Source organism: Limnohabitans sp. Bal53 (assembly GCF_003063355.1).
Lineage (GTDB): Bacteria > Pseudomonadota > Gammaproteobacteria > Burkholderiales > Burkholderiaceae_C > Limnohabitans_A.
In genome coordinates, this window is the sequence record NZ_NESH01000003.1 from 109,481 (window position 1) to 122,286 (window position 12,806).

General features: G+C 61.0%; 12 protein-coding genes. 5 read left to right on the plus strand and 7 right to left on the minus strand.

Features of this window, described 5'->3' with window-relative positions:
• Positions 1-134: 134 nt before the first annotated feature.
• From rfbB to slmA, 5 genes are all read left to right on the plus strand, one after another.
• The gene (gene rfbB, locus B9Z50_RS10065; protein ID WP_108363932.1) at positions 135-1,265 is read left to right on the plus strand and encodes a dTDP-glucose 4,6-dehydratase; all 1,131 of its coding nucleotides are present in this window, start codon (positions 135-137) and stop codon (positions 1,263-1,265) included.
• A complete protein-coding gene (locus B9Z50_RS10070; protein WP_146183192.1) occupies positions 1,258-1,530 on the plus strand; it encodes a hypothetical protein in 273 nt (90 codons plus the stop codon). Before rfbB ends, B9Z50_RS10070 begins: the two co-directional genes overlap by 8 nt.
• Positions 1,527-2,417, plus strand: a complete 891-nt coding sequence (gene rfbD / locus B9Z50_RS10075) for a dTDP-4-dehydrorhamnose reductase (RefSeq protein ID WP_108363936.1) — start codon at positions 1,527-1,529, stop codon at positions 2,415-2,417. Before B9Z50_RS10070 ends, rfbD begins: the two co-directional genes overlap by 4 nt.
• A gap of 93 nt (positions 2,418-2,510) precedes the next feature.
• Entirely contained in the window at positions 2,511-3,410 is a 900-nt protein-coding gene (argB, locus tag B9Z50_RS10080; protein WP_108363938.1) for an acetylglutamate kinase, read from the plus strand.
• A 44-nt stretch (positions 3,411-3,454) separates the two neighbouring features.
• Positions 3,455-4,075, plus strand: a complete 621-nt coding sequence (slmA, locus tag B9Z50_RS10085) for a nucleoid occlusion factor SlmA (protein ID WP_108363940.1) — start codon at positions 3,455-3,457, stop codon at positions 4,073-4,075.
• A 3-nt stretch (positions 4,076-4,078) separates the two neighbouring features.
• On the opposite strand, the gene manD is transcribed toward slmA, so the two are convergent.
• From manD to B9Z50_RS10120, 7 genes are all read right to left on the minus strand, one after another.
• The gene (manD, locus tag B9Z50_RS10090) at positions 4,079-5,290 is read right to left on the minus strand and encodes a D-mannonate dehydratase ManD (RefSeq protein ID WP_108363942.1); all 1,212 of its coding nucleotides are present in this window, start codon (positions 5,288-5,290) and stop codon (positions 4,079-4,081) included.
• Between the two features lie 3 nt (positions 5,291-5,293).
• The gene (locus tag B9Z50_RS10095) at positions 5,294-6,691 is read right to left on the minus strand and encodes a mannitol dehydrogenase family protein (RefSeq protein WP_108363944.1); all 1,398 of its coding nucleotides are present in this window, start codon (positions 6,689-6,691) and stop codon (positions 5,294-5,296) included.
• Between the two features lie 147 nt (positions 6,692-6,838).
• Positions 6,839-7,891, minus strand: coding sequence for a malate/lactate/ureidoglycolate dehydrogenase (locus tag B9Z50_RS10100; protein WP_108363946.1), 1,053 nt, complete (start codon positions 7,889-7,891; stop codon positions 6,839-6,841).
• A 187-nt stretch (positions 7,892-8,078) separates the two neighbouring features.
• Positions 8,079-9,605, minus strand: a complete 1,527-nt coding sequence (locus tag B9Z50_RS10105; RefSeq protein WP_108363948.1) for a UxaA family hydrolase — start codon at positions 9,603-9,605, stop codon at positions 8,079-8,081.
• A gap of 9 nt (positions 9,606-9,614) precedes the next feature.
• On the minus strand, positions 9,615-11,009 hold the full coding sequence (locus B9Z50_RS10110; protein WP_108363950.1) for a TRAP transporter large permease: 1,395 nt from the start codon (positions 11,007-11,009) through the stop codon (positions 9,615-9,617).
• Between the two features lie 50 nt (positions 11,010-11,059).
• Positions 11,060-11,614, minus strand: a complete 555-nt coding sequence (locus tag B9Z50_RS10115) for a TRAP transporter small permease (protein WP_233249829.1) — start codon at positions 11,612-11,614, stop codon at positions 11,060-11,062.
• 169 nt (positions 11,615-11,783) lie between these two features.
• Positions 11,784-12,779 (minus strand): sialic acid TRAP transporter substrate-binding protein SiaP, encoded by a 996-nt coding sequence (locus tag B9Z50_RS10120; protein ID WP_108363952.1) that lies wholly within the window; start codon positions 12,777-12,779, stop codon positions 11,784-11,786.
• Positions 12,780-12,806: the final 27 nt, after the last annotated feature.

Consider the following 12,806-nt stretch of genomic DNA (forward strand, 5'->3'; position numbering starts at 1 on the left):
AATCAGGCCATCACTTTAACCTGAGCGTGTCGAAAATCGAAAGCCTTGAAGGCGAGGGCGAAGAACGTTTCAAAGCTTCTAAAATCCAGTCTTGTTGGTGCAGCGCCCGTTGCACCCGGAATTTTTCATTTCCCATGACCCTTCTGGTGACCGGTGGTGCAGGTTTTATTGGCGCCAACTTTGTGTTGGACTGGCTGGCCGCCAGCGATGAGCCCATCATCAACCTTGACAAGCTCACCTACGCGGGCAACCCTGAAACACTGGCCAGCTTGCAGGGCGATGCGCGCCACCAATTGGTGCAAGGCGACATCGGCGACACCGCTTTGGTCAGCCGCCTGCTGGCCGAACACCAACCGCGTGCTGTGGTCAATTTTGCGGCCGAAAGCCATGTGGACCGCTCGATTCACGGCCCAGGCGAGTTCATCGAGACCAACATTGTGGGCACCTTTCGCCTGCTGGAGGCGGTGCGGGCTTATTGGCTACAACTGCCCCAAGAAAACATGGATCGCTTCGTGCCTCGCGATGACGGGGCAGTTGTCATTTCGAGCGAAGCGCGGCAATCCATGGTGACCCAACAAGGTTTCCGGTTTCTGCACGTCTCCACCGACGAGGTGTACGGCTCTTTGGCCAAGGGTGATCCGGCTTTCAGCGAAACCCACCGCTACGAGCCCAACAGCCCCTACAGCGCGAGCAAGGCGGCATCTGACCACTTGGTCCGCGCCTGGCACCACACCTATGGCCTGCCGGTGCTCACCACCAACTGCAGCAACAACTACGGGCCGTACCACTTCCCCGAAAAACTCATCCCGCTGATGATCGTCAACGCCTTGGCCGGCAAGCCCCTGCCCGTGTATGGCGATGGCATGCAAATCCGCGATTGGCTTTACGTCAAAGACCACTGCAGTGCGATCCGCCGTGTGCTTGAAGCCGGGCGCTTGGGCGAGGTCTACAACGTGGGCGGCTGGAACGAAAAGCCCAACATCGAGATCGTGCAGACCATCTGCCGATTGCTCGACGAGATGCGCCCCAAGGCCGACGGCGGCACTTACGCTAGCCAGATCACCTACGTGACCGACCGCCCCGGTCACGATCGCCGCTACGCCATCGACGCCCGCAAACTCGAAGCCGAGTTGGGCTGGAAGCCCGCCGAAACCTTTGACACCGGCATCCGCAAAACCGTGGAGTGGTACCTGGCCAACCCCGAGTGGGTGCAGCATGTGCAAAGCGGCGCGTACCGCGAGTGGGTGAACAAGCAATATGCGTGAATACGGCCTGGCAAATCTGGCACCCCAGGCCATGGATCGCTTCGTACCTCGCGATGACGGCGGTGTGCCTCGCGATGACGACGGTATGTTGAGTGCGGCTCAACAGATTGTCATTGCGAGCGAAGCGCGGCAATCTATGGATCGCTTCGTGCCTCGCGATGACGGCGGTCTGTTGAGTGCGGCTCAACAGATTGTCATTGCGAGCGGAGCGCGGCAATCCATGGATCGCTTCGTACCTCGCGATGACTTTGGGAGCTTAATTTGAAAATTCTGCTTTTGGGAAAAAATGGCCAAGTCGGCTGGGAGCTGCAGCGCAGTCTGGCCCCCTTGGGCGAGGTGCTGGCGCTGGACAGGCACAGCCACGACTTTTGTGGCGACTTGACCCAGCCCGCGCGCTTGGCGCAAACGGTGCGCGACTGGCGGCCTGACGTGGTCGTGAATGCCGCCGCCCACACTGCCGTGGACAAAGCCGAGTCTGAAGCCGATCTGGCCCGCTGCCTGAACGCCACGGCGCCCGCCGCGCTGGCGCAGGCAGCCGCGCAAACCGGGGCCTTGCTCGTGCACTACTCCACCGATTACGTGTTCAACGGGCAGGGCGACCAGCCTTGGCAAGAAGAAGACGCCACCGGGCCGCTCAGCGTGTACGGTCAGACCAAGCGTGAAGGCGAGCAAGCCATCGTGGCCAGCGGCTGCGCCCACCTGATCTTCCGCACCAGTTGGGTGTATGCCGCACGGGGCGGCAACTTTGCCAAGACCATGCTGCGCCTGGCTGCCGAACGCGAACGCCTGACCGTCATCAACGACCAGTTTGGCACCCCCACCGGGGCCGATCTGATTGCCGATGTGACCGCGCACGCCATCCGGGCCAGTTTGCAGCAGCCCACGCTGGGCGGGCTGTACCACTTGGTGGCCGCAGGTCAAACCACCTGGCACGGTTACGCCAGCCATGTGATCGCGCAGGCCCGGCTCATCCAGCCCGACTTGGTCCTGAAGGTCGGTGAGATCGCCCCCGTGCCCACCTCGGCCTTCCCAACGCCTGCACAGCGCCCGCTCAACTCGCGCCTGGCCACGCACAAGCTGCAAAAGGCCTTTGGCCTGGTGCTGCCTGCCTGGCAGCAGGGTGTGAACCGCATGCTGGCCGAGGTCCTCTGATGCGCCATTCGCTTGCGGCACAATTGCCCGAGCGGGCGAGCGTGTGATCGCCCGGATTTTTTTTCATCTGTCCCTTAGCCGAAGTTTTCTGCCATGACCGACACCACTGTTGCCCCTACCGTTGCGCCGCAAGACCAGGCCCAGATCCTGGCCCAGGCCATGCCCTACATCCGCAAGTTCCACGGCAAGACCCTGGTCATCAAATATGGCGGCAACGCCATGACCGACCCGGCCTTGCAGCAGGCCTTTGCCGAAGACGTGGTGCTGCTCAAGCTGGTGGGCATGAACCCCGTGGTGGTGCACGGTGGCGGCCCACAAATCGAAACCGCCTTGAAGCGTCTGGGTAAAACCGGCGAATTCATCCAAGGCATGCGTGTGACCGATGCCGAAACCATGGAAGTGGTCGAGTGGGTGCTGGGTGGTGAAGTGCAGCAAGACATCGTGGGCATGATCAACCGCGCAGGCGGCAAGGCGGTGGGCCTGACGGGCCGCGATGGCGGCCTGATCCGTGCCAAAAAACTGCGCCTGGTGGACAGTCAGGACCCGAGCAAAGAACACGACGTGGGCCAGGTCGGTGAGATCGAAAGCATCGACCCGTCCATCCTCAAGTGCTTGCAGGACGACGCCTTCATCCCGGTGGTCAGCCCTATTGGCTTTGGCGTCAACAACGAAAGCTACAACATCAACGCCGACGTGGTGGCGGCCAAGCTGGCCACCGTGCTGCAGGCCGAAAAGCTGCTCATGCTCACCAACATCCGAGGGGTGCTCGACAAACAAGGCCAGCTGCTGACCGAATTGACACCCAGCCGCATTGACGAGTTGTGCGCCGACGGCACCATCAGCGGGGGCATGATTCCCAAGATCGCAGGGGCCTTGGACGCGGCCAAGAGCGGCGTGAATGCGGTGCACATCATCGATGGCCGCGTGCCGCACGCCATGCTGCTCGAAGTGTTGTCGGAGCAAGCCTTCGGCACCATGATCCGCAGCCGGTAAAGCAGCACCGCCAACTCGGGCGGCTCGAACAACAAGGGGATGACATGTCAGATCAAGTACAACACGAGCCCATGGCCGACGAAGAGTTGGCCTCCACACGCAAACGCCCTAAACCGGGTGAGCGGCGTTTGCAAATTTTGCAAACCTTGGCGGCCATGCTGGAGCAGCCAGGTGCCGAGCGCGTCACCACCGCAGGCCTGGCCGCCAAAATCGGCGTGAGCGAAGCGGCCCTATACCGCCACTTCGCCAGCAAGGCGCAGATGTTCGAGGGGCTGATTGATTTTGTCGATCAGTCCGTCATTGGGTTGATTCGGCAAGTCACCGACCGTGAACCCCCAGGTCCTCAACAAGCGGCGCGCATTGTCGCCTTGCTGTTTCAGTTCGCTGAAAAAAACCCGGGTATGAGCCGCGTCATGATCGGTGACGCGCTGGTGCTTGAACACGAGCGCCTGCAAGAGCGCATCAACTTGCTGTTTGACAAGATCGAAGCGCAACTGCGCCAGTCCCTTAAGGCCAGCGATTCGGATGCCCCCGCAGCCGACGCGCAAGTGGCCGCTTCCGTGCTTGTGGCCTTCATGTTAGGGCGCCTGCAGCGCTTTGCCCGTACGGGCTTCAAACGCTTGCCGTCCGAGCATTTGCAGGCGGCGTTGGCGCGGATGTTGTAACCCTCACCAACTCCACAAGGTTCCATCGTGCTGCAGCCGGTTCACCGGCAAATAAGCCCTTTGGTACGGATATTTCGCGGCCAGCTGCTCGTCGATGTCCACCCCGTGACCGGGTGACTCGCCGCAGTGCATCATGCCGCGCTCGAAGCGGTAATCGTGCGGGAAGACCGAGAGCATTTCTTCGCTGTGGGGCATGAACTCTTGCACGCCAAAGTTGGGCACCCAGGTGTCAAAGTGCAGGGATGCGCCCATGCACACGGGTGACAAATCGGTGGCGCCGTGGCAGCCGGTGCGCACTTGGTAGAGGCTTGCCAAATCGGCGATGCGCCGCAGGTGTGTGATGCCGCCCGCGTGGACCACGGTGGTGCGGATGTAGTCGATCAACTGTTTTTCGATCAGCGTCTTGCAGTCCCAGATGCTGTTGAAAATTTCGCCCACCGCAATGGGGGTTGTGGTGTGGTGGCGTATCCACTGAAACGCCTCCTGGTTTTCGGCGGGCGTTGGGTCTTCCATCCAGAACAGGCGCATGGGCTCCAGCGCCTTGCCCAGCTGGCCCGCTTCGATGGGCGTTAAGCGGTGGTGCACGTCGTGCAGCAAATGGGTGTCAGGGCCCACGGCTTCGCGCACGGCTTCAAACAGTCCAGGCGTGTGGCGCAAATACTTCTCGGTGCTCCAGTCGTGTTCGCTGGGCAAGGTGCCATCAGCGGGTTCGTACAGACGGTTGCTGCCACTCACGCCATAAACCTTGTTCAAGCCAGGCACGCCGCTTTGTGCGCGGATGGCCAAGTAGCCTTCTTCTTTGTGCCGTAAGACTTCGTCCACCGTCTCGGCGGTGTCGCGGCCGTTGGCGTGGCCATAGACCATCACCCCGGTGCGGCTGCGCCCACCCAGCAGCTGGTACAGCGGCATGTTCGCCATCTTGGCCTTGATGTCCCACAGCGCGGTGTCCACAGCGGCAATGGCGCTCATGGTCACCGGGCCGCGCCGCCAGTAAGCGCCTTTGTAGAGGTACTGCCAGATGTCTTCGATCTGCTGCGGGTCGCGCCCGATGAGACAAGGGACGACATGGTCCTCAAGGTAGCTGACCACGGCCAACTCGCGGCCGTTGAGCGTGGCGTCGCCCACGCCGTACACGCCTTGGTCGGTTTCGATCTTGAGGGTGACGAAGTTGCGGCCGGGGCAACAAACGATGACGCGGGCGGCGGTGATTTTCATGGCTCAGGCCTCGATCAGTTGCTGGACTGCGGCGTCCACGCCATGCTGCAAAACTTGTTGATGCCAGTGCGTGACACGCTCGATCCAGGAGGCGTGTTGGGGCAAAGCGCTGCCCCACAGGTCTTCGCGCGCCAGCAGGGAACGAACGCAAGTCTCGGGCTCTGTGCGTTGCGCGGCGCCCTGGGCCATCAGGCTCTCGGCCTGTGGGTCGTTCAAGGCATAGGCTTGGCCTTGCTCGTCGATGGCCAGCGTGTAGCGCACGAACACGGCCGCCGCCAGCGCGTGGTGTTCAGTCGAAGCGCCTTGGTCGATTTGCCCCAGCACGGAAGGGGGCCAGCGCTGCGGTATTTTTTGCGAGCTGTCGGTGGCAATTTGGTGCACGCTGTGCTTCAAATAAGGGTTGCCAAAGCGTGCAATCAAGGCGGTACGGTAATCGGCCCAGTCGCTGCGGCTCAGGTGCGGCGCGACTTCTTGACCCATCAAGCGGAATACAAATTCCCGGATGTGGGGCTCAGCAATGCAGCTGGCAATGAAGGGCCTGCCCGTGACTGCGCCCATGAGTGCCATGGCCGTGTGGCTGCCGTTGAGCATGCGCAGCTTGGCCTCTTCGTAGCTGTGCACATCACGCGTGACGCGCACGCCTGCGCTTTGCAGCAAGGCGGCGTCAGACGGGTCCGCAAAGCGGTCTTCGATCACCCATTCCCAAAAGCCTTCGGTGCTGAGCGACGCATCGTCGCGCAGGCCCAGCGCCTGGCTGGCTGCGGCCAGCACTTCGGCGGTGGCAGCGGGCACGATGCGGTCGACCATGCTGCACGGAAAAGCGCATTGCGCGTCCATCCAGCGCAGCAGCTCGCCGTCTTGCGCTGCAGCGGCGGCCTTGACCAAGGCCAACAACTTGTGGCCATTGCCTTGGAGGTTGTCGCACGAGGCCACTGTGATGCCGGGCAAGCCGTTTTGCTGGCGCAGACGCAAGCCGTCCAGCAGCAGCTGGCCTAAAGCGGGGGTGTAACCTTTTTCTGTGACGGTGAGTGTGACCCAGCGCGTGGCGGGCGCGGCCATCGCCTGCACCACCGCTTCGCGCTCGGTGGTGGCCACACTCATGCGCCACAGGGCCCCGGGCACTTGCCACTTCACACCCGTGCCATCGGCCACGCGCACAGCGTACAAGCCGTCTTGCGCACGCAGCTGGTTCACCAGATCGGGCCGCGTCATGCCGATGCCATAAATGCCCCAACGTGTGTCACCCGTGGCCAGCAAGTGGTCAAACACCATGGCTTGGTGGGCCCTGTGAAAAGCGCCCAGACCCAAATGCACCACGCCAGGGGCGTAACGGCGTCGGTCGTAGGTGGGGGTGTGGATGTCAGTGGGCAGCGATGCCAGGGTGAGTGCGCAAAGGTGCATGGTGTCAGAGGGGTAAACAGTTCATGGGGTTGTAGGAGCGCACCCCTGTGCGCGAAGGGTTTGGGCGTTGGTCAGTCATGTGTGCCGCAAGCGCCCCAATCGCCCACGGGGTGGGCTCCTGCGAGGGCGGTCTTGGACTGGCAACGCTCAACGCCCTGTCAACTTCTGCTCTGATGCTTCAATTTCGGCCCAGGTCGTGTCGTCGATCCAGATGCCGTTTTGTTCGCGCTCGGCGCGCGCAGTGCGTTCGGGCTCACCCGCCAGCTTCACGCCGTCGCTGCCCGGTGCATCGGGGCTTTGGCGCAGCCAGTCGGCAAAGGCCAGGGCTTCTTGCTCGAACATGGCTTGAGTGCCCAAGCGCACCGGGTCGATCAGCATCGTCAACATGCCGTTGAGCACGGCCCGTTGGTGGTCGGCTTCGCGGTGCCAGGTGCCACTGCCGGTGAGCGCCCCACCCAGCAGTTCGCAGGCCATGGCCATGCCAAAGCCTTTGTGATCGCCAAAGGTCATGAGTGCGCCAAACAAACCATTGGACTGGGGTACCACCACCACGCCAGGGTTGGTGGTGGGGTGGCCGTGTTCGTCGATCAAATAACCGGGCGGGACTTGCTCGCCCTTGTTGTGGGCCACACGCATCTTGCCCTGCGCCACGCGGCTGGTGGCAAAGTCCAGCACAAAGGGTGCACGGTTGCCCATGGGCACACCAATGCAGCAGGGGTTGGTGCCAAAGCGGCCGTCACCTCCGCCAAAAGGCGCGACCACGGGGCGCGAGAGCACGTTCACAAAATGCACCGACACCAGACCTTGCGCCATGGCCATTTCGGCAAAGTGGCCGATGCGGCCCAGGTGGTGTGAGCGACTGAGCGCCACGGTGCACACGCCGTGCTGCTTGGCGCGCTCGATGCCCATCTGCATGGCTTGCACACCGGTGATCTGGCCGTAGCCGCGTTGGCCATCCAGGTTCAAAAGGGGCCCGGTGTCGAGCAACACCTTCACGCCCGTGTTGGGATTCAGGCCGCCTTCGAGCACCGCGTCCACATAGCGCGGCACCATGCCCACGCCATGCGAGTCGTGCCCACTCAAGTTGGCCATGACCAGGTTGTCGGCCACTTGCGCAGCCTCGGCGGGGGCGCTGCCCGCTTGTTCAATGATGCGTGCGACTTTGTCACGCAGCGCTGCGGCTTGGATGAGTTGGCTCATGAGGGGGCTTTCAAGACGATGAGTTTGTGTCGCTATTAACCGCTGTGCGCGATCGTTTTGGGGCGTGTGCCACGCCCATCGCCCACGGGGTGGGCTCCTAAATGGAGGATGTGAGCCTTTGTAGGAGCGGACCCCGTGCGCGATCTGGGGTGGGCTGTCAGGCGGGCCGCAAGGCGGGCCAATGGGCTCACATCACCGCGCCGACTTGCCATGGCACAAACTCGTTTTGGCCGTAGCCGTGGCGCTCGCTCTTGGTGGGCTCGCCCGATGCAGCGGCCAGGATCATCTCGAAAATGCGTTGACCCATCTCGGCGATGCTCACACCGCCATCCACGATCTCGCCGCAGTTCAGGTCCATGTCTTCTTCCTGCTTTTTCCACAGCGCCGTGTTGGTCGAGAACTTGAGGCTGGGTGAAGGGGCGCAGCCATAAGCGCTGCCGCGCCCGGTGGTAAAGCAAATCAAGTTGGCGCCACCCGCCACCTGGCCCGTGGCGCTGACGGGGTCGTAGCCGGGGGTGTCCATGTAGACAAAGCCTTTGGCGGTGACGGGCTCGGCGTATTCGTACACCGCTTGCAGGTTGCTGGTGCCGCCCTTGGCCACCGCGCCGAGTGACTTTTCCAAGATGGTGGTCAGTCCGCCGGCCTTGTTGCCGGGCGAGGGGTTGTTGTTCATCTCGCCGCCGTTGATGGCGGTGTAGTTTTCCCACCATTTGATGCGCTCGATCAGTTTGTGCGCCACTTCAGGCTTCACGGCCCGGCGCGTGAGCAAATGCTCCGCCCCATAAATTTCGGGTGTTTCACTCAGGATGGCGGTGCCGCCGTGCTGCACCAGCAAGTCCACTGCCACGCCCAAAGCTGGGTTGGCGCTGATGCCCGAGTAACCATCGGAGCCGCCGCACTGCAGACCCACGGTGATGTGCTCGGCGCTGCAAGGCTCGCGGGTGATGGCGTTGGCCCGGGGCAGCATTTCTTCGATCAAGGCAATGCCTTTTTCGACCGTCAGACGCGTGCCGCCCGAGTCCTGGATGTTGAAGACCTTGAGCGTGTCGCCCACGCGCAGGCTGCTGTGCGCCAGCCAGGTGCTGAGCTGGTTGGCCTCGCAGCCTAAGCCCACCACCACCACGCCCCAGAAGTTGGCGTGCGTGGCGTAACCGGCCAGCGTGCGCTCGAGCAGTTGGATGCCCAGCCCCTCGGTGTCCATGCCGCAACCGGTGCCGTGGGTCAAAGCCACCACGCCGTCGACGTTCGGGAAGTTGGCCAGCGCTTGTGGGTTGTTGCGTTTGGAAAAGTGGTCCGCAATGGCGCGTGCGGCGGTGGCCGAGCAGTTCACGCTGGAGAGCACCCCGATGTAATTGCGCGTGGCCACGCGACCGTCACTGCGTTTGTAGCCCATGAAGGTGGCTTGTTGGCGGGCGGGCTCGGGCTTGACGTCTTGGCCAATGGCATAGTCGCGCTCGAAGTTGCCTTTTTCTGCGCCCATGTTCAGGTTGTGTGTGTGCACATGCTCGCCTGGCGCGATGGGCTGGTGTGCAAAGCCAATGATTTGGTTGTAGCGGCGCACCGGCTCGCCCACGGCGATGGCGCGCGTGGCCACCTTGTGGCCTGGTGGAATCAGGCCGCGCACGGGCACGCCTTCGACGGCGCTGCCGCTCATGAGTTGACTGCGGGCAATCACCACGTCATCGGAGGGGTGCAGGCGGATGAAACTGCTCATGATGAGACCTCAATAAAACTGGCTGGGCAGCCACAAAACAATCTGCGGAACATAGGTGATGACCGCCAAGCTCCCCAACAGTGGAATGAACCAGGGCAACAAGGCCACGATGGTGCGTTCGATGCTGATTTCAGCAATGCGGGCCATGATGAACAACACCAGCCCCACCGGGGGCGTGATCAGGCCGATCATCAGGTTGAGCACCATCACCAGCCCGAAGTGGATGGGGTCAATGCCCAGTTGAGTCACCACGGGCAGCAAAATTGGCACCAAGATGGTGATGGCCGCGACCGGCTCCAAAAACAAACCGATGAACAGCATCAGCGCATTGGCCAGCAACAAAAACAGCCAAGGCTCGTTGGTCACGCCCAAAATCCAGCCCGCGATGTCGGCGGTGATGCCCTCGGCCGTCAACATCCAGCTGAAAATACTCGACGCTGCCACGATGAACATCACCACGCTGGTGGTCTCTACGGTGTCGAGCATGACCTTGATGGTGCGTTTGAGGGACAAGGTTTTGTACCAAAACAAGCCCAGCACCAAAGCCCAGATACAGGCTGCAATCGCACCCTCGGTAGGTGTGAACAGGCCCACCGTCATGCCGCCAATCAGCAGCACGGGCGTCATCATGGGCAGCACCGCCACAAAGCGGAATTTCCAATCGGCCAAAAACAACAGGATCAGGCCGGCAAACACCGTCGTGCGGGGTGGAAAGTTCAGTTGTGTGATCAGCAGCCACAGCAAAGCGGGCCAGCCGATCACGATGGCCAATTCCAGCAGGCCTTTGGCAAAGCGGCTGAGCTTGAAAGCCTCGTCTGCGCCCCAGCCGTTTTTCCATGCGAAATAGCTGACGGTCATCATGATCAAGGCCGCGATCATCAGGCCCGGCAAAATGCCGCCTAAAAACATGGCCCCCACGGACACGTTGGCCAGCATGGCGTAGATCACGATGGGCAAGCTGGGTGGAATGATGGGCCCCAGCGTCGCCGATGCGGCTGTGACGCCGACGGCAAACTCCGTGGAGTAGCCTGCATCTTTCATGGCCTTGATCTCGACTGTGCCCAGACCCGCCGCATCGGCGATGGCCGTGCCGCTCATGCCCGAGAAGATGATCGAGGCCGTAACGTTCACGTGGCCGAGGCCTCCTTTGAGCCAACCCACCAAGGCCATGGCGATTTCAAAGATGCGGTTGGTGATGCCGGCGTTGTTCATCAAGTTACCCGCCAAAATGAAAAACGGCACCGCCAGCAGAGGAAAGCTGTCAATGCCGCTGATCATGCGGTGGATCACCACAAACGAGGGTAAATTGCCGCTGACCATGATGTAGATGATGGCGGCAGCTGACATCGCGATGGCGATGGGCACGCCCGCAATGGTCAAAAATAGAAACAGGGATTGGAGCATGTCAGACCTGCGAGAGTAAGTGAGTGGACAAGGACATGAATGGCTTGGTTTTAAAGCTCATCTACACCGGCGTAGTCACTGCGCCAATGCGCCAACATCACCTTCACCGAGCGAACCGCTGCCAGCGCAAAGCCCGCTAGGCAAATGCCATAAATCAAGTTCATGGGCAGATCAACAACGGTCATTTGGTAGTTGCCCAGTTTTTGCATCATCAAACCTGTGAGCACGGTGCACAGTGCGTAGTAAACAGTGCACAGAACATCCACAGTCAAGGCCAGGCCTCGGCCCATCTGGCGCGGCAAAAAGCGGTAGAAAAAGTCCACCCGCACATGGCTGTGCTTCATCGTCCCAATGCCCAGCGCCAGAAAAACGCAGGCAATCAGCAAGTAGCGGGCAATTTCTTCGGTCCAAGCAGCCGAATCATTGAGCGCATAGCGTGTGAAAAATTGGTAGAAAACCGTGATACCCAGCAGTAAAAAAAATGCCAGCGACAGCCAACCTTCCAGCGTCACGGGCCGAAGATCAATGTCCTCGTCCTCGGTGTGAAATGCATGGGTGATTTTGGGCTCAATCTGGTTCGCAGAAGGGGTTGTGGGCGTTGGCAAAATCGACTCCTAGGGCGGTGCAAGAAGCCGCCACAGCAAAGGCTTGGATAAAGCTCTGCTGCGGCGCCTTGTGCTCGCGCATCCGATGGTGAGGCCATAAGGTGCGTCAGAAAGAAGCCAGCCGCAGTGCGGCCGGATGGACAACTGAGGGTTCAGCTGCGTTGGTGGCTTACTTGGCAGCCTGGATCTTGTCGAAGTCAGACTGCGTGAAACCCATCGATGTCAGAGGCGCGTTTTTCAGCACGGCATCTTGGAACGACTTGCGGTCGACTTCCACAATTTGCAGGCCTTTTTTCTTGAACTCGCCAACCAATTCCGCTTCACGGGCTTTGATTTTGGCTGTGGCGCGAACTGCGGCTTCCTGAGTCACTTCTGTGAACATTTTCTTCTCGGCATCGCTGAGCTTGTTCCAGACGTGGGGCGCAATTTGAGTGGTCAGGCCGTCCACGATGTGGCCGGTGAGCATGATGGCCTTTTGCACTTCAAAGAACTTCTTGGCTTCGATGGTGGTCAAGGGATTTTCCTGCGCTTCCACGGTGCCGTTTTGCAGGGCCAAATACACCTCGGCAAATGCAATCGGGGTGGGGTTGGCACCGCAAGATTTGGGTGTGGCGGTGTAGGCCGGTACATCGGGCACGCGGATCTTCAGGCCCTTCATGCCAGCGCAGTTGGTGAAGGGTTTTTGGGCCGTAGTATGGCGGGCACCATAGTAGGTGTAGGCCGTGACCTGAATGCCGGTTTTGCCGCGGAATTCATTGACCATCTCTTGGAACACGGGGCTCTTGGAGTAGGCAATCAGGTGGTCACCGTCACGGAAGATGAAGGGGTAGTAAGCAATGCCAAAACGCGGGTAGGAGCGGGCCGCGAACGATGGACCACTGATGATCATGTCCACTGTACCCAGCGTCAGGCCTTGGTTGATGTCGGTTTCTTTGCCCAGGCTGGAAGCGGGAAAAACCTGGATGTCGAACTTGCCGTTGCTGCGTTTTTTGATTTCTCCAGCAGCCCACACCGATTCGGTGTGGTAGGGCTCTGAGGTCTCGTAGACGTGGGCCCACTTGAGTTTTTGCTGGGCCTGCACCGCAGTGCTGCCGAGCACGGTCATGGCGCCTACGGCAAAAGCGCCGACGGTGGCCAGGGTCTTCAGGGTCAATCGTTTGCTCATCAAAGTCTCCTCGTTGGTATTGAAAAA